This is a genomic window from Nocardioides sp. (assembly GCF_047607365.1).
Taxonomy (GTDB): Bacteria; Actinomycetota; Actinomycetes; order Propionibacteriales; family Nocardioidaceae; genus Nocardioides.
In genome coordinates this window covers 1-20,707 of the sequence record NZ_JASGDD010000181.1, presented here as the reverse complement: position 1 = coordinate 20,707, position 20,707 = coordinate 1, and the positions used below count along the sequence as shown (strand labels likewise).

At 71.7% G+C, this 20,707-nt stretch carries 19 protein-coding genes; 9 read left to right on the top strand and 10 right to left on the bottom strand.

Annotated features, from left to right (window positions below):
• The 4 genes from QM572_RS13955 to QM572_RS13940 all read left to right on the top strand — a co-directional run.
• Window positions 1-1,107: hypothetical protein (locus QM572_RS13955; RefSeq protein ID WP_415094101.1), on the top strand; the 1,107-nt coding region annotated here is incomplete at its 5' end.
• 51 nt (window positions 1,108-1,158) lie between these two features.
• Entirely contained in the window at window positions 1,159-2,844 is a 1,686-nt protein-coding gene (locus QM572_RS13950; protein WP_415094103.1) for a DNA repair helicase XPB, read from the top strand.
• A gap of 68 nt (window positions 2,845-2,912) precedes the next feature.
• Window positions 2,913-3,434, top strand: coding sequence for a hypothetical protein (locus tag QM572_RS13945; RefSeq protein WP_415094099.1), 522 nt, complete (start codon window positions 2,913-2,915; stop codon window positions 3,432-3,434).
• A 491-nt stretch (window positions 3,435-3,925) separates the two neighbouring features.
• The gene (locus tag QM572_RS13940) at window positions 3,926-4,777 is read left to right on the top strand and encodes an SCO6745 family protein (RefSeq protein ID WP_415094097.1); all 852 of its coding nucleotides are present in this window, start codon (window positions 3,926-3,928) and stop codon (window positions 4,775-4,777) included.
• A gap of 9 nt (window positions 4,778-4,786) precedes the next feature.
• Here the strand turns inward: QM572_RS13940 and hemQ are convergent, their stop codons facing one another.
• From hemQ to QM572_RS13900, 8 genes are all read right to left on the bottom strand, one after another.
• A complete protein-coding gene (hemQ, locus tag QM572_RS13935; RefSeq protein ID WP_415094095.1) occupies window positions 4,787-5,524 on the bottom strand; it encodes a hydrogen peroxide-dependent heme synthase in 738 nt (245 codons plus the stop codon).
• 7 nt (window positions 5,525-5,531) lie between these two features.
• Window positions 5,532-6,881: a protoporphyrinogen oxidase gene (gene hemG, locus QM572_RS13930; RefSeq protein ID WP_415094093.1), complete on the bottom strand. Its 1,350-nt coding sequence runs from the start codon at window positions 6,879-6,881 to the stop codon at window positions 5,532-5,534.
• Between the two features lie 159 nt (window positions 6,882-7,040).
• Window positions 7,041-7,550 (bottom strand): flavin reductase family protein, encoded by a 510-nt coding sequence (locus QM572_RS13925; protein WP_415094091.1) that lies wholly within the window; start codon window positions 7,548-7,550, stop codon window positions 7,041-7,043.
• Window positions 7,551-7,561: 11 nt separating this feature from the next.
• Window positions 7,562-8,860: an SfnB family sulfur acquisition oxidoreductase gene (locus QM572_RS13920; protein WP_415094089.1), complete on the bottom strand. Its 1,299-nt coding sequence runs from the start codon at window positions 8,858-8,860 to the stop codon at window positions 7,562-7,564.
• A gap of 28 nt (window positions 8,861-8,888) precedes the next feature.
• Window positions 8,889-10,064 (bottom strand): LLM class flavin-dependent oxidoreductase, encoded by a 1,176-nt coding sequence (locus QM572_RS13915; protein WP_415094087.1) that lies wholly within the window; start codon window positions 10,062-10,064, stop codon window positions 8,889-8,891.
• Window positions 10,061-11,182: a dimethylsulfone monooxygenase SfnG gene (gene sfnG, locus QM572_RS13910; RefSeq protein WP_415094085.1), complete on the bottom strand. Its 1,122-nt coding sequence runs from the start codon at window positions 11,180-11,182 to the stop codon at window positions 10,061-10,063. The genes QM572_RS13915 and sfnG overlap by 4 nt, the downstream gene beginning before the upstream one ends.
• Before the next feature lie 36 nt (window positions 11,183-11,218).
• A complete protein-coding gene (locus tag QM572_RS13905; protein WP_415094083.1) occupies window positions 11,219-12,490 on the bottom strand; it encodes an acyl-CoA dehydrogenase family protein in 1,272 nt (423 codons plus the stop codon).
• A gap of 25 nt (window positions 12,491-12,515) precedes the next feature.
• The gene (locus QM572_RS13900) at window positions 12,516-13,718 is read right to left on the bottom strand and encodes an acyl-CoA dehydrogenase family protein (RefSeq protein WP_415094081.1); all 1,203 of its coding nucleotides are present in this window, start codon (window positions 13,716-13,718) and stop codon (window positions 12,516-12,518) included.
• A gap of 162 nt (window positions 13,719-13,880) precedes the next feature.
• On the opposite strand from QM572_RS13900, the gene QM572_RS13895 reads away from it, so the two are divergent.
• The 4 genes from QM572_RS13895 to QM572_RS13880 all read left to right on the top strand — a co-directional run bounded on the left by QM572_RS13895 (window position 13,881) and on the right by QM572_RS13880 (window position 17,600).
• Window positions 13,881-14,798: a LysR family transcriptional regulator gene (locus tag QM572_RS13895; protein ID WP_415094079.1), complete on the top strand. Its 918-nt coding sequence runs from the start codon at window positions 13,881-13,883 to the stop codon at window positions 14,796-14,798.
• 130 nt (window positions 14,799-14,928) lie between these two features.
• Window positions 14,929-15,927 (top strand): methionine ABC transporter ATP-binding protein, encoded by a 999-nt coding sequence (locus tag QM572_RS13890; RefSeq protein ID WP_415094077.1) that lies wholly within the window; start codon window positions 14,929-14,931, stop codon window positions 15,925-15,927.
• The gene (locus tag QM572_RS13885; RefSeq protein ID WP_415094075.1) at window positions 15,924-16,598 is read left to right on the top strand and encodes a methionine ABC transporter permease; all 675 of its coding nucleotides are present in this window, start codon (window positions 15,924-15,926) and stop codon (window positions 16,596-16,598) included. Before QM572_RS13890 ends, QM572_RS13885 begins: the two co-directional genes overlap by 4 nt.
• A 78-nt stretch (window positions 16,599-16,676) precedes the next feature.
• On the top strand, window positions 16,677-17,600 hold the full coding sequence (locus QM572_RS13880; RefSeq protein ID WP_415094073.1) for a MetQ/NlpA family ABC transporter substrate-binding protein: 924 nt from the start codon (window positions 16,677-16,679) through the stop codon (window positions 17,598-17,600).
• 233 nt (window positions 17,601-17,833) lie between these two features.
• On the opposite strand, the gene QM572_RS13875 is transcribed toward QM572_RS13880, so the two are convergent.
• Together QM572_RS13875 and QM572_RS13870 are read right to left on the bottom strand one after the other, a co-directional pair.
• A complete protein-coding gene (locus QM572_RS13875; protein ID WP_415094071.1) occupies window positions 17,834-19,207 on the bottom strand; it encodes an FAD-binding oxidoreductase in 1,374 nt (457 codons plus the stop codon).
• Window positions 19,204-19,971 (bottom strand): alpha/beta hydrolase, encoded by a 768-nt coding sequence (locus QM572_RS13870; protein WP_415094070.1) that lies wholly within the window; start codon window positions 19,969-19,971, stop codon window positions 19,204-19,206. The genes QM572_RS13875 and QM572_RS13870 overlap by 4 nt, the downstream gene beginning before the upstream one ends.
• A 91-nt stretch (window positions 19,972-20,062) precedes the next feature.
• On the opposite strand from QM572_RS13870, the gene QM572_RS13865 reads away from it, so the two are divergent.
• On the top strand, window positions 20,063-20,707 hold a 645-nt coding region (locus tag QM572_RS13865; RefSeq protein ID WP_415094069.1), incomplete at its 3' end, for a LysR family transcriptional regulator.

Genomic DNA, 20,707 nt, shown 5'->3' with positions numbered 1-20,707 from the left:
GCCGCGGCGGCCGGGAAGGCCGGCGCGGCGGCCACGACGGGCGGCTCGGGCGCGGACGAGTCCTCCGAGGACGCCTCCGGCACGCCCGCGGTCTACTCGGCGTTCGCCAACGGCACCGGGCTCTACACCGCCGTCAGCGAGGACGAGGACTACGAGACCTTCGTGGTGCTCTCCCGCTCGGCCGCGGGGGCCACCCACGGCAAGACCTCGCTCCGCACCCGCGACGCCCTCGGCCTGACGACGTACGACGGCCCGCTGAGCGGCACGACGGGGTTCGGCTACGCGGAGCCGGTCTCGGGGATCTACCCGGCCCTCGCCACCAGCGCCCTCCCCCGGGCCCAGGCGTCGTCGCCGGGCAGCAACGCCTCCGACCGGCACGGCGTCGTGGACTCGTGGGAGGAGTACCCGGTCGTCGCGAAGGGCATCCACGCCAGCGCCGACGCGCGCACGTCGAGCTCGGCGTCGACCGGCTGCCAGACCTCGAAGCCGCTGAGCGAGAGCGAGTCCGAGGCCGCCGGGATCAGCTCCGACCCGGCGTCGTACCTCTCCTACTTCGGCGTGCCGTTCCCGCTGGGGAAGATCATCCAGATGAGCTCCATCACCTCCCGCTCGGAGACCTCGCTCGCGGTGACCGGGGCACGGGGCACCGTGGTCGCCAGCTCGACGGTGTGGCTGCCCAAGATCGTGCTGCTGCCCGGCTCGCCGCAGCAGGTGCAGCTCGGGTTCGAGCAGCCGCTGGAGATGACCGTGCGCGCAAGCGGCGTGGCCGGCGGCGCGACGGTCACCTACGCGCCGCCCTCGCCCGGCGAGCCGTTCGTCACCATCACGACGGCCACCGGCTCGACGTCGCGGACGTGGAACAGCAGCGGGTACGCCTACGACCTCGGTCCCGTCCACCTCACCATCGGCAAGCCCGCCGAGACGACGCTCGCGGCCGACGGGATCACCGCGAGCGCCAGCGCCGACGTGCTCACCGGGAGCATCGACCAGTTCACCTCGCGGGCGTCGGACCCGACCGGCGGCTACCTCAGCATCGGCTACCACCTGCGGGCCGGTCACCTGGAGGCCCAGGCGACCGCGCCGGCCGGCGGGGTGCCGTGCGAGTGAGCCTATGCGCCGGCCAGGCAGCGCCTTCCCACCCGATCCCTAGGATGGAGGATCGTGGACGGGCCCTTGATCGTGCAGTCGGACAAGACACTCCTGCTGGAGGTCGATCACGAGCAGGCGGGCGAGGCGCGCAAGGCGATCGCGCCGTTCGCGGAGCTGGAGCGCTCGCCTGAGCACATCCACACCTACCGCCTCACGCCGCTGGGACTCTGGAACGCGCGTGCCGCCGGGCACGACGCCGAGCAGGTGATCGACGCCCTGCTGGCGTGGTCGCGCTACGCCGTGCCGCATGCGCTGCTGGTCGACATCGCGGAGACGATGGCCCGCTACGGCCGGCTGCGGCTGGAGAAGCATCCGGTGCACGGCCTGGTGCTCGCGTCCACCGATCGCGCGGTCTTCGAGGAGGTCGTGCGCTCGAAGAAGGTCGCCGGCATGCTCGGCGCCCGCATCGACGGCGAGGTGCCGGACTCCGAGGGCGCGGTCGTCGTGCACGGCTCCGAGCGCGGCAACCTCAAGCAGGCGCTGCTCAAGCTCGGCTGGCCGGCGGAGGACTATGCGGGGTACGTCGACGGCGAGGCCCACCCGATCGCCTTGGACGAGTCTGCATGGCAGCTGCGCGCGTATCAGCGGGAGGCGGCCGAGTCGTTCTGGCACGGCGGGTCCGGCGTCGTCGTGCTGCCGTGCGGGGCGGGCAAGACGCTCGTCGGCGCGGCCGCCATGGCACAGGCCCAGGCGACGACGCTGATCCTGGTGACCAACACCGTGTCGGCGCGGCAGTGGAAGGACGAGCTGGTCCGGCGTACGTCGTTGACGCCAGCCGAGATCGGGGAGTACTCCGGGACGACCAAGGAGATCCGGCCGGTCACCATCGCGACGTACCAGGTCCTCACGACGAAGCGGAAGGGCGTCTATCCGCACCTGGAGCTGCTGGACGCGCGCGACTGGGGGCTCATCGTCTACGACGAGGTGCACCTGCTGCCCGCGCCGATCTTCCGGATGACCGCCGACCTGCAGGCGCGGCGCCGAATCGGGCTCACCGCGACGCTCGTGCGCGAGGACGGCCGCGAGGGCGACGTGTTCTCCCTCATCGGCCCGAAGCGGTACGACGCCCCCTGGAAGGACATCGAGGCGCAGGGCTACATCGCGCCGGCCGACTGCGTCGAGGTGCGCGTGACGCTGCCGTCGGCGGAGCGGATGGTCTACGCCACCGCCGAGCCCGACGAGCGGTATCGGCTCGCGTCGTGCACGCACCACAAGATCGACGTGGTGCGCTCGCTGATCGCCCGCCACGCCGGCCAGCCGACCCTGGTGATCGGGCAGTACCTCGAGCAGCTCCACGAGCTCGGCACGTCGCTGGACGCCCCGGTGATCTCCGGCGAGACCACCGTGCGCGAGCGGCAACGACTGTTCGACGCCTTCCGGGCGGGTGATCTCGGCCTGCTCGTGGTGTCCAAGGTGGCCAACTTCTCCATCGACCTGCCGTCCGCCGAGGTCGCCATCCAGGTCTCCGGCTCCTACGGCTCGCGCCAGGAGGAGGCGCAGCGCCTCGGCCGCCTGCTCCGCCCCGGCCCTCCCCTGCCCGACGGCTCGCGGAAGATCGCGCACTTCTACACGGTGGTGAGCCGCGACACCGTCGACGCCGACTTCGCCGCCAACCGCCAGCGCTTCCTCGCCGAGCAGGGCTACGCCTACCGCATCGTCGACGCCGACGACCTCGGCAAGGCCCTCGACGCCTGATCGCGCCGCTGTCCACAGGAGCGTGATCCCGCGGCGCGGGGGCGCGATGGAGGTGTTAGGAACGATGCATGCCACGCCGGGCGGTCTTCATCGACGAGAGCAAGGATCCCGAGTACGTCGTCGCATGCACGTTCATCGACATGTCGAGTCTCGCGCAGGCACGAGCGGCTCTCCGACCGCACGTCCTTCCCGGTGCCTACCGCCTCCACTTCAAGAGTGAGCGAAATGACCGGCGTGGGGCGATCCTCGACACGATTCTCTCCCTGCCGATCACGGTGCGCCTGTACATCGGTCCGCGAGCAGAACAGGTGCAGACCCGCACCGGCGCTCTGACCTCCCTGGCGGAGGAATCGGCCCGAGGCGACGTCGAACGCATCGTGATCGAGCGCGACGACTCCGTGGTCGCGGTCGACCGCCGGACCATTGCGGTCGCCATGCGCGGATCGACGCACCTCCTCGAATACGCCCATCTTCGCGCGAAGGAGGAGCCACTTCTCTGGGCGAGTGACGCGGTCGCGTGGTGTTGGCAACGCGGTGGACGCTGGCGGCAGCGCGCTCAGCCGGTGATCGCCGACGTACGGCGCGTATGAAATGACGCAGGCCCGGCTCGTCCACCGTCCGGAAGACTGCCGGGCCAACTTCGCAGGGCTACTGCCCCTTGCAAAAGCAAGGATAGATCGGTGGAACCCCCTTCTCAACACCGCTTCTTCGTTGTCACCCCAATGCTCGGTTATCGCCGACCGCAGCAGTGACTCGCCGAGCCAGTTGTGCGCCTCGGCATCGAGCCGAGGTGGGAGTCTCAACTCTGGCGGCAACCTGGGCACGTCACCACTCCCGACCAGTGCGCCTCGGCATCGAGCCGAGGTGGGCGTACCCCAGTTGGCCGCATCACTACGATCACCATCGCGGCCACACCAGGCTCAACGGCACGTCACCGATCGACCGCGTGCCCAACCTCCCTGGCCAGAACACCTAGCTTGCCCGCCAAACTGATCGCCATCTCCTGCAACGTTCGTCGAATTCGCGCCATGGTCGCGCGATCCGGGAAACGCTCGTTGCCGGGCGTGGTAGACCCGTGGCTGTGAACACTGCGCGCCGGATGTGGTCGCTGCTCGAGCCGATCCACGTCGTCACCTACTTCTCGCCGGAGCCGCTGAGCGCGCTGAAGGGGGCGGGGTACAGGGGCTACTGGATGGGGTACTTCGCGCAGCGCGCCGCGCCGCTGGGCGAGGCCTCGGCGGAGGTGGTGCAGGCGCTCTTCTTCAACTTCTCCCCCGACCACGTGGCGAAGGCCGTGCCCGACGCGTGGGGCTTCGCTCCTCCGAAGGCCGCGCTGGAGGCGAGGCTCGACGGATCGACGGCTGCCTTGACCCGGCACGCGGCGACGGCCGGCGTGACCGCGGCCGACGTGGCGCGTGCCGCGGAGCTGGCGTCTCGAGCAGCGTGGGCGGCGCCGCTCGAGGGGCGCGCGCTGGCGGCGGCTCACCGGAGCCTGCCCGAGCCCGAGACGCCGCTGGGCCGGCTGTGGCACGCGGCCAGCGTGCTGCGCGAGCACCGGGGCGACGGCCACATCGCCGCGCTCCTCGCCCACGGCATCGGCGGCCGCGCGTCACACGTCTTCCACGCGCTGCGCGAGGGCATGCCCGCTCAGGCGTACGAGGTCACCCGCAACCTCGGTGCCGAGGAGTGGGCGAGGCACCTCGCCGGACTTCGGGAGCGCGGCCTGGTCGACGCCGGCGGGTCGCTGTCGGCGAAGGGCGCCGAGGTCAAGCAGGCGATCGAGGAGCTGACCGACGAGCTCGCCGCGCCGGCGTACGACGTGCTGAGCGGCGAGGAGATGGACGAGCTCGAGCGTCTGGTCACCCCGTTGCGTGCCGCCATCGTGGCCAGCGGCGAGCTGCCGACCCCGCTGCCGACCGGGCTCAAGCCCTAGGGAGTCAGCTCAGGGGAGCTGCTCGAGAAGGGTGGCGAGGTCGATGCGGCGGCCGGTGTAGAACGGGACCTCCTCGCGCACGTGGCGGCGTGTCTCGGAGCCACGGAGGTGGCGCATCAGGTCGACGATGCGGCCGAGGTCGTCGGCCTCGAAGGCGAGGATCCACTCGTAGTCGCCGAGGGCGAACGACTGCACCGTGTTGGCGCGCACGTCGGGGTAGTCGCGGCCCATCTGGCCGTGCTCGGCGAGGAGGCGGCGACGCTCGGTCTCCTCGAGGAGATACCACTCGTAGGAGCGGACGAAGGGGTAGACGGCGACGTACGCGTGGGCGCGCTCGTCGGCGAGGAACGCGGGCAGGTGGGAGCGGTTGAACTCCGCGGGACGGTGCAGCGCCATCTGGCTCCACACCGGCGCGAGGCGGCTGCCGAACGCCGTGCGGCGCAGCGCGTGGTAGGCCTCCTGCAGCTCGTCGCTCGTCGTGGCGTGCCACCACACCATCACGTCGGCGTCGGCGCGGAGCCCCCCGACGTCGTAGACCCCGCGGACGAGCACGTCGCGCTCCGCGAGCTCGGCGAAGAACTGGTCGAGCTCGGCGAGCTCGCGCTTGCGCTCCACCTCGCCTGCCCCCAGCGGCCGCTCCAGCCTGAAGACCGACCACATCGTGTAGCGCTGGGTCTCGTTGAGCTCGTTGATCCGCGCCGCGTTGGACTTGAGGTGGGCCTGCGGGTCGCTGCTCGTCTCGGTCATGGCTCCATTATCGGCCGAGCAGTCGCGCAGCTGCGCGGCGGGCACCGGCGATCACCGCCGGGATCCCCACACCCCCGTACGCCGCCCCGGCGAGCACCAGGCCGGGCTGCTGTTCGACGGCCTGACTCAGCGAGCGGACGAGGTCGAGATGCCCGACGGCATACTGCGGCAGCCCCGACGGCCAGCGCTGGACGTGGGTGTCGACCGGCTCGGCGGCCAGGCCGGTGGCGGCACGGAGGTCGGCCAGCGACCGGGCGACGAGCTCCGCGTCGGACCGGTCGAGCGCGCTCTCGCGGTGGCGTCCGACGCTGGTGCGCAGGTGAGCCACCCCGCGCGACGCGCCGGCGGCGCGGACCCAGTCCCACTTGGCGAAGCTGAACGTGCTGGCCTTGATGTCGCGGTGATCGGTCGGCGGGACGAGGAAGCCCGAGACGCTGCCGTCGAGCGCAGGGAGGCCGTCGAGGTCGTCGAGGCGGAAGGCGTGGGTGATGACCGCGACCGATGCGTGCTCGATCCGGCTCAGCGCGACGGCCGCGTCGCCGGGCAGCAGCGGCGCGGCCGCCCAGGCGGGGGTGGCCAGGACGACGCCGTCGGCGACGATCCGCTCCCCCGGCGTCTCGACCGCCCACGAGCCGTCGGCGGTGGGGGCGAGGGCGGTGACCGGCTGGGCGACGCGCACCTCGAGCCCCGCGGCGAGCCGCGCCGGCAGCAGCCCCATGCCACCGTCGATCCCGGCGAAGACCGGCCCCCCGGCCCCGCGCGGGACGGCCGCGAGCTGTGGGGTCAGCGGCTCGGAGCGATCGAGCATCGCCGCCAGCTGGGGGACGGCGGCCCGCAGGGAGATCTCGCGGGCGAGGCCGGCGTAGACACCGCCGAGGAGGGGCTCGACGAGGGTGTCGACGAGCTCGGCCCCGAACCGCTCCTCCAGCAGGCGGCCGACGGCGACGTCGGCTCCCGGCGGGGTGGCTGGACGTGGCACGTCCGGCTCACGGCGTACGGCCGCGAGACCCGGGGGCGAGAGGATGCCGGAGGCCTCCAGCGCGTCGAGGTCCATCGGCGCGCCCATAAGCGACGGCGGCATCGGGCGGAGCTCGCCCCCCGTCCAGATCCGCGACGACGCGGCCGTGGGATGGACGACGGGGATGCCGAGCGACGCGGCGAGCGCGACGCCCTCGGGGCGGCGGGCCAGCATCGCCTCGGCGCCGACGTCGACGGTCACGCCGGCGACGGACGCGAGCCGGAGCTTGCCGCCGAGGTGCTCGGACGCCTCGACGACCACGACCTCGACGCCGCCCGCTGCCAGCTCATGGGCCGCGGTGAGCCCGGCGACACCGGCTCCGACGACGACGACCCTCACGCGGGCGATCCTTGCACGGTCCCGTTCGTGCGTGATCTCGCCGCGACACGCCGACCAACGCCGCACGTCGCGGCGATCGGACGCACGTCCTGTCCGGCGCGACCGGGCGGAGTGGACAAGATCCCGGCCGCGGGGGGTGCGCCCGCGGCCGGGATCGGCTCAGAAGCCCTCGGCGATGGCCAGACGGCCGAACGCCGAGCGGTGGAAGACCAGCGGCTGGCCGGCCTCGGGGTGCTCGACCGCCTTGATCTCGAGCAGGACGATGATGTGGTCGCCCGCCTCGACCTCGCGGTAGATCGTCGTGTCGAAGTGGGCGACGCCGTCGTCGACGACCAGCGCGCCCGCATCCGAGACGCTCACCGGGATGTCGGTGAACCGGTCCTCGGGCGTGCCGGCGAGCTGGCGGGCGACGGCTCCGTGGTGCTCGGCCAGCACCGTCACGCCGAGGTGCGTGGCGCGGCGCAGGTCCGGCCACGTCTTGGACGACGCCGCGATCGAGAACGACACCAGCGGCGGGTCGATGCTCTCGGAGCGGAAGGAGGAGGCGGCCAGGCCGACGGGCGCGCCGTCGACGACGGCCGCCACGGCCACGACGCCGGAGGGGAAGACCCCGAACGCCCGGCGCAGTCGCGACGGGTCGAGGTCCTGGTTGGTGGGGAACGACGACATCGATGGGCCTTTCAGAGCTGACCGTGGCGGGGCGGGAGGAGGTGCTCGACGGCCCAACGCCCCAAGTGCTGGACCTTCCACGCGGCGGGGTCGTGCAGGGAGTGGACCCGGGCGTTGCGCCAGTGCCGGTCGAGGCTCTCGGCCGAGAGCGCGGAGCGGGTGCCCGCGACCTCGAAGAGCCGCGACGCCACCTCGACCGCGACCTGGCTGGAGGAGGCGCGCACGGCCGCGACGGCGAGCGTCGCCGCCGAGGCACGCTCCTCGGTCAGGTCCTCGTTGGCGGCGTCGACCGCCCGGCCGGCCTCCGCCAGCAGCGCCTCGGCGCCGCGGACCGCGAGCTCCATCTCGCCGAACGCCTGGACGACGACCGGGTCCTGCGCCGCGCGGTCGATGCCGTGGATCGCGACCGCGTCGGGGTAGGGCCGCGACTTGGTCGTGACGAACGCCGCGGCGTCGTCGATCGCCGCACGGGCGATGCCGGTGTCGATGGCGGCGTGGAGCAGCTGCGCATAGGCGCCGTACGTCGTGGGGCCGGTGAAGGTGTCGGAGTAGTTCGTGATCCAGCGATCGGCCACCTCGACCTCCGTGAAGACGACCGTGCCGGAGGCGGTGGTGCGCTGCCCGACGGCGTCCCAGTCGTCGATCACCTCGACACCAGGGGCGAACCGGTCGACCCAGGCGACGTGCATCGGCCCGTCGACGCCGAGGTGCGTGAGCACCGGGATCCAGTCCGCGAAGATCGCGCCGGTGCAGTAGAACTTCGTGCCGTTGAGGTGCCAGTGGTCGCCGACCTCGGTGAGGGTCGTGCGGTAGTCGCGGACGTGCTTCGTGCCGACCTCGGACTGGGCGTTGCCGAAGGAGCGGCCGGCGCGCACCTGGTCGAAGAGCAGCCGCTGCTGCGCCCTGCTGCCCTGGAGCCGCAGCTGGTTGACGTAGACGAAGTGGCTGTGCGGGATCTGCCCGATGTTGGGGTCGGCGACGCTGATCCGCCGGATCACCTCCGCCACGACGGAGAACGGCAGCCCCGCTCCCCCGAACTCGCGCGGCACCGTGACGGCGAGCAGCCCCGACGCGGCGAGCTGATCGAGCTGATCGAACGGCAGGATCCGCTCGCGGTCGCGTACGGCGGCGCCCTCGGCGAACGACGCGGCCAGTCTGGACGCCTCGGCGAGCGCCTCCTCGGCCGTGAGCACCGGCACCGATCCGACACCGACCTCCGCCTCAGCCGTCACAGCCACACCCCTTCGCATCCAACGACCGTCGGCCAGCTCGCCGGCCGCCTGGCCCAACGCCAGGTACTCCTGAACCATCTTATCTATACTAACTCACTCGACTAACTCAGGAAACGGTCGTCGGCGTGCCGCGTACCCCGGCACCGAACGGCACCGACGCACGCGCCGCGACGGGTGCCGGATGCCTCCAGAGCCCGCGCCGGGTGAGCTCGGGCAGCACGCCCTCCCCGAACCAATAGGCCTCCTCCAGGTGCGGATAGCCCGACAGGATGAACTCGTCGATCCCCACCGCGCGGTACTCCTCGATCAGGTCCGCGATCTCGGCGAACGAGCCGACCATCGCCGTACCGGCGCCGCCACGCACGAGGCCGATGCCGGCCCACAGGTGCGGATGGATCTGGAGGTCGTCCTTCGAGCCGCCGTTGAGCGCCAGCATCCGCCGCTGCCCCTCGCCCGAGGAGCGTCTCAGGCCCGCCTGGATGCGATCGATGTCCGCCTGGTCGATGTGCTCGAGCAGCCGGGCCGCCTCGGACCAGGCGGCCTCCGAGGTCTCCCGGGCGATGGTGTGCAGCCGGATGCCGAAGCGCAGCTCGCGGCCGTAGCGCGCGGCGGCGGCGCGCACCCGGTCGAGCTTCTCGGCGACGGCGGCCGGCGGCTCGCCCCAGGTGAGGTAGACGTCGGCGTGCCGCGCGGCGACCTCGATGCCCTCGGGTGAGGAGCCGCCGAAGTAGATCTCGGGCACCGACTCGGGTGCGTTGTCGAGCCGGGAGCCCTCGACCGAGAGGTAGCGGCCCTGGTAGTCGACCGTCTCCCCCGCCCACAGCGCCTTGGCGATGGTGAGGAACTCACTACAGCGTGCGTAGCGCTCGGCCTTCGGGAGGAAGTCGCCGTACATCCGCTGCTCGTGGTCCTCGCCGCCGGTGACGATGTTGAGCAGCAGCCGACCGCCGGAGAGGTTGAGGAAGGTGCTGGCCATCTGCGCGGCGAGGAACGGGCCGATCGAGTCCGGCCGCAGCGCGACGAGGAACTTCAGCCGCTCCGAGAGCGAGCTCAGCATCGCCGTGGTGACCCAGGCGTCCTCGCACCACGCCCCGGTGGGCGTCAGCGCGGCCTCGAAGCCGAGCTGCTCGGCCGACCGGGCGATCTGGCCGAGGTACGGCACCGACGCGGGCCGCCCGGCCGCCTCGGCCGCGAGCCCGTGGCCTCCGCCGACGACGGAGCGCCCGTCGCCGCCGTTGGTGGGCAGGAACCAGTGGAAGGCGAGACAGTCCGCGTCGGTCATGCGGAGGCCTCGAGCTCGCGCACCAGCGGCAGCACCTTGGCGCCGAAGTACTCGATGTCCTCGAGGTAGTTGAGGAACCCGAGGAGGAAGAGGTCGACGCCGAGCTTCTTGTACTCCACGATCCGGCGGGCGATCTGCTCGGGCGTGCCGATGAGCCCGGTGCGGAACCCGTCGTTGTACTGGACGAGGTCACGGAAGGTCGAGTCGCTCCACATGCCCTTGCCGTCGGCCGTGCTGTTGCCGGCCTGCTGCACTGCCTGGCGGAAGCCCTCGACGGCCTCCGGGTTGGCCTTGGCGATGATCTCCTCGAGGACGGCCTGGGCCTCCTCCTCGGTGTCGCGGGCGACGACGAAGGCGTTGAGCCCGAACTTCACCTCGCGCTCCCGACCGGCGGCCGCGGCGTGCTTGTTCACCTCGTCGTACTGCTCGACGAAGCCGTCGAAGTCCTTGCCGTTGGAGAAGTACCAGTCGGCCACCTCGCCGGCGTTCGCACGAGCGGCGGTGGAGTTGCCGCCCTGGAAGATCTCCGGGTGAGGGCGACCGGGAACGTCGACCGGGCCGGGCTTCAGCGTGAAGTCGTGGATCTGGTAGAAGTCGCCACGGTGCTCGAGGCCGCCCTTCGCGCTGGACTCGAAGAGCCCGCGGAGGACCTGGATGAACTCCTTGGCGTGGCGGTAGCGCTCGTCGTGCTCGAGCCAGCGGACGCCGAGGTCGACGGCCTCGTCCTTGAACCAGCCCGACACCACGTTGACGGCGGCGCGGCCCCCGGAGATGTGGTCGGCGGTGATGAGCCACTTGGCCAGCACGGCCGGGTTCCAGAAGTAGGGATGGACCGCGGCGATGACCTTGAGCCGCTCGGTCTGGGTGAGGAGGCCGAGGCTGAAGCTGGTCGACTCGTGCTGCTGGTCGGCGCCGTACGACGCCGTGTAGCGCACCTGGGAGAGCGCGTACTCGAAGCCGTTCCGCTCGGCGAGCTGGGCGACCTGGACGTTGTAGTCGTAGGTCCAGTCGGTCTGGGACTCGATGGTGCTGACGACCAGTCCGCCACTGACGTTCGGGACCCAGTAGGCGAACTTGATGTCGTCCTTGACGACCTCGCCGGCGTGCTCGGTGCTCATAGGTGTCTCTCTTCTCGGGCTCGGGTGATCGGGCGATCAGGCGGTGGTGGATGTTGCGGTCGGGGTGTCGCGACGGGTGCGGCCGATCCCCCACGCGTACGGCGGCGGCGTGCCGTTGACGGCATGCGCGCCGACCACGCGCGACTTGAGGATGCGCGGGTTGTGGGAGCTCACCGTGCGCGCGTTGCGCCAGTGCCGGTCGAGAGCCCTGCCCCGCGAGGTGGCCGACGCGCCGAGCGTGTCGAAGAGGTCGGAGGTGACCTTGAGGATCAGCTCGGTGGCGACGACCTGGCCGGCCGAGGACTCCAGCTCGGCGTTCTCGTTGGCCGCGTCGATCACGGCGTCGGCGGCGCCGGCCAGCTCGAACACGTCCTGGACGGCGTCGGCCGCGCGGAGGGCGATGGCCTCGACGGCGTACGTCGCCGAGGCGAGCTCGCCGACGCGCGCCAGCACCTGCGCGTCGTCGCGCACCCGCGGCGCGTTGGCGTGGGTGTAGTTGCGGTCCCGGCCCCGCACCTGGGCGACCACGTCGGCCAACGCCGCTCGGCCGATGCCGGCGAGCGTGGCGAGGTGGCTGAGCTGGTAGACGGCCGTCTGGTATGGATAGCGCTCGCCGAAGGCGATGACGTTCTCGGCCGCGACCGGCACGTCCTCGAACCGCGCGGTACCGCTGCCGGTGCCCTTCTGGCCGAAGCCGTCCCAGTCGTCGAGGACGGTCACGCCCGGCAGCCGGGTGTCGACCAGGGCGATGGCGAAGCTCGGCTCGCCGCCGCCGTCGTCGTCGGTGCCGCCGACGCGGACGTAGGTGTCGGCCCACTCGGCGTAGATCGTCCCGGTCGTGTAGAACTTCTCGCCGCTGATCCGCCAGTCGCCGCCGTCGGGACTCAACACGGTGTTCTGCGTCTCGATCGCGTTGCCCGCCTCCGACCACGCGTTGCCGGCGATCTCGCCCGCGACGAAGCGGGCGAACCAGGCCCGCTGGTCCTCACCCCGGGCGTGATGCCACAGGCGGTCCTCGACGAAGGCGAAGTGGCCACGCAGCGCCTGCGCGAGGTTCTGGTCGGCGGTGGCGAGGTCGATCCAGAGCTGGGTCGTCTCCGCCCAGTCGGCGCCGTCGCCGCCGAAGGGCACCGGGACGCGGAGCGCGCCGAATCCGGCCTCCTTCAGCCAGGCCACCTGCTCGGCGGGCAGGGTGCCGTCGAGCTCGCGCTGGAGCGCGCCTGCGGCGATCTTGTCCAACACGGGCGCGTACTTCGCACGCAGCGCGTCCAGCCGGGCCGTACGGCGGGTGGGTCGGTCGAGCGTCATCGTGCTCCGCCTCCTCGTCCCGCGCTCACGTGTACCAGCTGGGGGCCGGCAGCTCGCCGCTCAGCGCGTAGCGGCCCACTTCGGCGTACTTGTGCGCGGCGGGGTCGTGGAGGCTGTGGGTGCGGATGTTGCGCCAGAAGATGTCGAATCCGTGGACGTTCGCGGTCGCGCGGGCGCCGGTGACGTCATAAATCCTCGTGCCGACGGCGAGGCCCGCCTCGATGGCGGCCAGCTTGGCCGCGGCGATGACGACCTCCGCCTCGCCGCGCTCGTCCTCGCTGACGGTGTCGGCGTGGGCGTTGATCGCCTCGATCAGGCCGGCTGCCCGCTCGGCGAGCGCCTCGGCGGCCCAGACCTTCGTCTGCAGCTCGCCGTAGATCTCCTGGATGTAGAACTCGTCGCTCGCGGACTCCTTGACGTCCTTGGCGTAGGGCCAGGCGCGGGTCTGGGTCCGGGTGTACTCCGCGGCGGTGGCGAGGCCTCCCTGGGCGATGCCGACGTAGAAGTTGACGAAGATCAGCTGGATGAGCGGCACGTTGAGCGTGTTGTAGACCCGGGGCTGGAACTCCTTGTCGACGTAGCCGGCCGCCGCCGCCCACGGGACCCGCACACCGGCGATGGCGACGCCGCCCGAGGCGGTGAGGCGCTGGCCGAGGTTGTCCCAGTCGCCGAGGAAGCTGATGCCCTCCTGGTCAGTGGGGACGATGGCGAAGACGTGCTTGTCCGTGCCCTCGAGCACGCCCTCGAGGACGACGGCGTCGGCGACGCTCGCGCCGGTGGAGAACGACTTCGTGCCGTTGAAGACGAGCTCGTCGCCGTCCTCGGTGATGACGAGGTCGGAGTCGCGCGGGTTGACCGCGCCGCCGTAGAGCCAGACGCCCTCGGTGGCAGCCTGCTCGACGGCCTCGATCTGCGCCGGGGTGCCGACCAGCCGGGCGGCCCACGCCCAGAGGTAGTGATAGCCGAGGAGCTGCCCGATGGAGCCGTCGGCGGCGGCGACGATGCGCACGACCCGGAGGGCGGTGGTCCAGCTCTGGCCTCCGCCGCCGAAGCGGGTCGGGCCGAGGAGCGTCACCAGACCGGACTCCTTGAGCAGGGCCACCTCGGCGGTCGGGGCGTTGTTGGCGCGGTCGCGGTCGACGGCGTCGACGCGGAGCTGGGCGGCCACGTCGCGGGCACGGTCGAGCCACTGCTCGGCGGTGAGCGTCGGCTCGGTCACGATGGTCATGGGTCTCCTCGGGGGTTGGTCGGGCTGCACCCTCGTCGTAAACAACATAAAGTTGATAGACTTTTGGCACAAGAACGGTTCTGCCTTGCCCCCCACCCGTTTCACCAATCACCTCGCGTCACCTCTTGAGCCACCCGGCACCCGACCCGTACAAGGAGAGCCATGCGCATCGAGCAGCTGGAGTACGTCGCCGCGGTCACCGAGCACGGCTCCCTCCGCCGGGCCGCCGAACAGCTCCACGTCTCCCAGCCGGCATTGAGCGAGGCCATCGCCAAGCTCGAGCGCGAGCTCCGGGTCACGCTGCTCGACCGCCGCCGCTCCGGAGCGCGGATCAGCGAGGCGGGGAGAGATCTGCTGCCGCACATGGTCGCGGTGCTGGAGGCGGTCGACCGGCTCCGCGACGCGAGCGGGGACCGGCTCAGCGTCGGGCGCAACGTCCGGGTCGGCACCGTCAACGCCGGGACGGCGATGCTCCTCCTGCCGGCGATCGAGGCCTTCCAGAGCGAGCGCCCCGGCGCCTCGGTCGACGTCCGCAATCTGCAGCAGGACGAGATCCAGGTCGGGCTCGCCGAGGGCACGCTCGACCTCGGGCTGGTCAACCTGCTCGACGGCGACGACGTGCCTCCGGACCTGGTCGGGCTCGAGCTGCGTCGCGGCCGGCCGGTCGTCGTACTCCCCGCCGGACACCGGCTGGCCTTCCAGGACGAGATCGCGGCCGCCGACCTGCGCGAGGAGCGCTTCGTCGGCATGCGCGCGGGCTACGTCATGCACCGCTTCGCGCACCGCCTCTTCGGCGCCGACCTGCCGCGCGCATGGCACTCCACCGACGGCGCCGAGATGGGCAAGATGATGGTGGCCGAGGGCCTCGGCGTGACCGTGCTGCCCGACTACAGCGTCGTCGGCGATCCGCTCGAGCGCTCCGGCCTGCTTGTCGTCCGCCCGATCGCGGAGGACGCCACCGTCGTGCGCATGACGCTGCAGCAGCGCCGGGGGCAGCGCACCACCGAGGCCGTGCGGGCGTTCATCGAGACCCTGCGCCGCTCGGCGTCGGAGGAGTCGCGGCACGCGGTGCCACGCTGAAAGCGATCCCCCGATCAGCGAAACCTGTCGCTCGGAGTGATTCCAGGCTCGCAATAGTCTATTAAGTTGCTCGACATTGAGCGTGTGACCGACGGCCGGCACACCACGACCCCACCCGGGACGACCACCGATGATCGAGATCTCCGGACTCACGAAGACCTACGGCACCGCGACCGTGCTCGACGGCATCGACCTCCGCGTCGACGACGCCCAGATCGGGGCCATCGTCGGACCGAGCGGCGCCGGCAAGAGCACCCTGTCGCGCTGCATCAACCTACTCGAGCGGCCGACCAGCGGCTCGGTCACCGTCAACGGCCTGGATCTCGCCCGCCTGCGGAGCCGCGAGCTGCGGACCGCGCGCCGCCAGATCGGCACCGTCTTCCAGTCCGCCAACCTCCTGCGCCGCCTCACCGCCGCCCAGAACATCGCTCTCCCCATGCGTCACGCCGGGCTGCCAGACGACGAGCTCCGCGCCCGCGTGGCCGAGCTCCTCGAGCGAGTGGGCATGCTCCACCGTGCCAACCACTACCCCTCACAGCTCTCCGGCGGCCAGCGGCAGCGCATCGGGATCGCTCGTGGACTCGCCCTGCGACCCTCGGTCCTGCTCTCCGACGAGGCCACCTCCGGGCTCGACCCGGACACGACGGCCGCGATCCTCTCCCTGCTCCGCGAGCTGCGCACCGACCTCGGCGTGACGATCCTCGTCATCACCCACGAGATGGACGTGGTGCGCTCCGTCGCCGACGTCGTCTTCCAGCTGGACCACGGGCGGATCGTCGAGCACGGCGCGGTCGCGGACGTCGTACGCCGGAGCGACTCGAGCCTCTCCCGGGCCCTCCTCCCGCTGCCCGCGGCGGCGGCCGCCGACGAGCGGCGGACCTGGACGGTCCGCTACGAGGACGCCAGGGTGAACCCGCTCTGGCTGAGCCAGGCCACCGCCGAGCTGGGTGCCCCGATCGCCATCCTCGCCGCCCTGGTGGAGGAGGCGGGCCACACCACCGTCGGCCGGCTCACGCTCGGCATCGACCCGGCGCTCGACCCGCACAAGGTCACCTCGACGCTCGGGCGCCACGGGCTCACCGCCGAGCACCACCTGCGGCCCCTCGCGCCCGAGGAGGTCGTGGCGTGAGCCTCCCCCTGATCGCCACTCCGTGGCCGGACGTGCCGGACATGCTCGTCCCGGCCCTGCTCGAGACGGCTCGGCTCGTCGGTCTCATCATGGCCATCGTCGTCGTGCTCGGTGCCCCGCTCGGCCTGCTGATCTTCAACACCTCGCCACTCGGGCTCTTCCCGAACCGCGCGGTCCACGTGTCGATCAGCTGGATCGCGAACCTCGGACGGTCCCTGCCCTTCCTCGTCCTCATGGCGGCGATCGTTCCGGTGACCAAGCTCGTCTTCGGCACGACCATCGGGTTCAAGGCGGCGATCATCCCCATGTCCGTCGCAGGCATCGCCTTCTTCGCCCGGCTGACCGAGAACGCCGTCCGGGAGGTGCCCCGCGAGCTGCTCGACGTGGGCATCGCCGGCGGCTCCAGCCGGCGCCAGATCGTCTCCGACATCCAGCTCCGCGAAGCGCTGCCCAGCCTCGTCGCGGGGCTGACCCTCAACATCATCGCGATGATCGAGTACTCCGCCATCGCGGGCGCCATCGGCTCCGGCGGCATCGGGTATCTCGCGGTCAACTACGGCTATCGCCGCTTCGACGGCAACATCATGATCGCCTGCATCGTCGCGCTGATCCTCATCGTCCAGGTCGTCCAGTTCAGCGGCGACCGGATCGTGCGCGCTCTCGTGCACTGACCCCTCGAGGGGCCGGGTGCGTCCCCTTTCCATCACTCACCCGAGCCCTCGGGCGAGCCCTACGAGAAGGAACCCATCATGACGACCAGTCAGCAGGCGCCCGGCAGTCCCCAGATCGATCTGGGCTCGGGCGGATCGAGGAAGAAGCTCGTCGCCGCGATCGCCGCGATCGTGGCCGCGATCGCGGTCGTCGTCGGCATCGTGGTCGCGACGACCGGCGGCGACGACCAGAAGACCGCCGACGGCAGCCACTTCGGGACCACCTGGCAGATCTCCTACCAGGCCAGCTCGGCCTCCGAGGAGGCCTTCCTGAAATACCTCAACACGACGATCGCCCCGCAGTACGGCATCACGATCAAGCCCGTCGGCATCGAGGACGGCAACCAGCTGGACCAGGCGACCGCCGAAGGCACCTACATCGCCAACATCTACCAGCACAAGCACTGGCTCAAGCAGGTCACCGACTCCACAGGCATGAAGCTCACGGCGCTCGGCCCGGTCTTCCAGTGGGCCTACTCCGGCTACTCCTCGAAGTACGGCAGCCTCGACGAGCTCCCCGACGGCGCCACGATCGCTCTCCTCAACGACCCGGCGAACACCGCGCAGGCGCTCTGGATTCTCCAGCGAGGCGGCTTGATCACCTTCAAGGACGGCGTGGACCCCGCCGAGGCGACCGAGCAGGACATCGCGACCAACCCGAAGCACGTGAAGTTCCAGTACATCGAGTACGGCTCGGGCCCCCGCGTCCTGGACAGCGTCGACCTGGTCGTGGACTACAACATGTCCTTCGTCGACGCGGGCACGCCGGACAAGTACCGCATCTACGCCCCGCCGGCGCCGCTGGACTTCGCCGGTCAGCTGGTCATCGGCTCCGAGTACGCCGACGACCCGGCCATCGCGACGCTGAAGAAGATCTTCTTCGACCCGCAGGTGCAGACCTACCTGGAGGACAACACCGACCCGGCCCTTCAGGGCCAGCTCGCCCCGGTCTCCGCCGAGTAGCCGGCGCACCACCCGGCGAGTGAGCGCGGGCGCTCGGGTCCCGCGCTCCTCGCCGTACGGCCCGGGAGCCCTCGTGGTCCGTCCGGAAAGTTGTGGGGCGGTTGCCGTGCTCAGGGCGCGTGCATCGCAAGGCGCCGGCGCGACGCCATACCGGGCGTCTTGCGAGCGTCGGCAACGCCGCGAGGTGCGTGCCGGGAGTGCGGAAAGCGTTCCGAAACTTTCCGGACGGACCACTAGTAGCCCTTGCCGGGGTTGAGGATGCCGAGGGGATCGAGCGCGGTCTTGATGGACTGGTGGACCGAGAGCGCCTCGGGGCCGATCTCGCGGTGGAGCCACTCGCGCTTGAGCAGCCCGATGCCGTGCTCGCCGCTGACGGTGCCGCCGAGCTCGAGCGCGAGCGCGAAGAGGTCGTCGCCCGCCGCGACGACCGCGTCGGGCACCGGGCCGGGCTCGTAGCCGATCAGCGGGTGCAGGTTGCCGTCGCCGGCATGGGCGAAGGAGTAGATCCGCACGCCGTGCCGGTCGCCGATCTCCGCGACCCGGCGGAACGCCTCGGCCAGCCGGGAGCGGGGCACGCAGATGTCCTCGATGAGCACCGAGCCGAGCGTCTCGATCGACGGCAGCGCGAGGCGTCGCGCCTCGACGAGCCGTGCCGAGGACGCGTCGTCGAGACCCTGCTCGATCCAGGTGGCCTCCTTGCCGAGCACCTCGGCGATGGCCGCGATCTCGGAGCCGGCCGAGGCGCCGTCGGCCTGGGCGATGACGAGTGCTCCCCCGCGCTCCGCGTACGACGTCCCCTGGACCGCGTCGACCACGCCGAGCGTGCGCGCGTCGAGCAGCTCGAGCATCGAGGGCTCCCGCCGCGCGGCGGCGACCGCCGCGCAGGCCCGGGCGGCGGACTCCACGTCGGGATAGGCCGCGGCGACGGTGAGCGTCTCCAGCGGCAGCGGCCGCAGCCGCAGGGTCGCGCCGACGACCACGCCGAGCGTGCCCTCGGAGCCGACGAAGAGACCAGTGAGGTCGAGCCCGGCGACGCCCTTGAGCGTCTGCCGTCCGGTGCTGATCAGGGTGCCGTCCGCGAGGACGACGTCGAGGCCGAGGACCGCGTCGCGGGTGACGCCGTACTTCACGCAGCGCAGCCCGCCGGCGTTGGTGGCGACGTTGCCGCCGATCGTGGAGATCGCCGCCGACGCGGGATCGGGCGCGTAGCGCAGCCCGACCCGGCCGGCCGCCGCCTCCAGGTGGGCGGTGATGACGCCGGGCTCGACGACCGCGATCTGGTCGACCGGGTCGACCTCGAGGATGCGGTTGAGGCCGGAGAGATCGAGGACGAGGCTGCCCGGCCCGGCGACCGCCGCGCCCGCGACCCCGCTGCCGCCACCCCGTGGCACGACCGGGACCTCGAACTCCGAGGCGAGCCACAGGGCCGACTGGACGTCGTCGACGCCCGCCGCCCGGACGAGTACGCCGGGTGGCCCCTCGGGCACGATCCCCGACCGGTCGACCGCGACCGCGGCCAGCTCGACGGGGTCGGTCGACACGTGCGAGACGCCCTGTTCGAGAAGCGCCTCGACGAAGCCGGCCGGAAGCGGGCGGGGAACGCTCACGCACCCACTCCGCGGACGATGACGGGGAGGTCGGCGCCGAGCTTGAGCCGCTCGAGGAAGAGCACGATGGTCGCGGCGACCGAGCGGTGCGTGACGTCATTGAGGATGTCGTGACGGCCGCCCTCGACGACATGCTGCCGGACGCTCGCCGCGCCGACCCACGGAGCGAGCGCCTCCCCGACGGTGGTGACGGGGTCGACCCGCCCGTGCAGCACGAGCAGCGGCTGCGCCGGGACGCTCAGCGCGACCGACTCCCAGGGCAGCGGCTGGGCGAGGGCGCCGCGCTCGAAGGAGCCGTCCTCGCTGATCACCTTGCGGTAGGCCGGACAGGCGCTGCGCGCCTCCAGCTCGTCGTCCCAGGCCACGTCGCCGTCGGCGGTCCCGGCCGCTGCGGACGGCAGCGCGATCCCCGCGAGCACGGCGGCGTCGACCGGCAGCTCGCCGACCAGCAGGCCCGCGAGCGTGGCGCCGGTGTCGGAGCCGACCAGCACCCGCGGCGCGGGCAGCGACGCGTCGTCGAGGAGCTGCTCGACGCGCGCACGGGCAGCCGCGAGGTCGTCCAGGTCGACCTCGACGATGCGCACCTTGTAGGCGTCGGCCGAGAGCCGGCGCGAGAAGCGCGCGTACGACGCCGCACTGTCGCCCCGCCCGGTCAGCAGGATGAGCGTGCCGCGCGGCGCGATGCCCTCGGGCTCGTCCCAGGTGGTCGCGGCAGGGGTCGCGGCGGCGGCCGCGGAGGCGTCGGGAAGCAGCGTCGTCGTCATGACGTCCATGCTCGGCGGTGGGCCGGGTCTGCGTCCAAGAGCATTGTGGACACTCCATCGATCGGGGATCGTGATGGATTAGACTATAAACATGAGCAACTCGCTGGACATTGAACACTTGCGGACCCTCGTCGCCATCGCCGAGTGCGGTGGCTTCAGCAAGGCCGCGGCCGTTCGCCACGTCAGCCAGCCCGCGCTGAGCCAGCATGTCCGGCTGCTCGAGCGCGCGCTCAAGCGCAAGCTCTTCGAGAAGGACGGCCGGGTCATGCGCTTCACCCCCGAGGGCGAGCGGGTCCTGGTCGAGGCGCGCAAGATCCTCGAGACCCACGACTCCTCCCTCGCACTGCTCGAGGCGAGCCGCCCGACCACCATCGTGGTCGGCTGCGTCGAGCACGCGGTGGAGCAGGTGCTGCCCGAGATGCTCCGCGGGCTCACCGACGCCTTCCCCGACGCCAGCACCCGCTTCGAGATCGGCCGCTCCACGCAGCTCTACGACAACGTCGCCAAGGGCGCCGTCGACCTCGCCTTCGTCCTCGACCCGAGCGGCCGCGGCGCCGGCAGCGAGGTCGGCCTCCTCCCCCTGCAGTGGTACGCCGCGCCGGGCTGGACCCCCGAGGCGGAGGACGAGGAGTTCCACCTCGCCGCCTTCGAGGAGCCGTGCGGGCTGCGCGAGCGCGCGCTGGCACTGCTCTCCGGCGAAGGGCGTCGGGTCGGGGTCCGCGCGACGTCGACGACG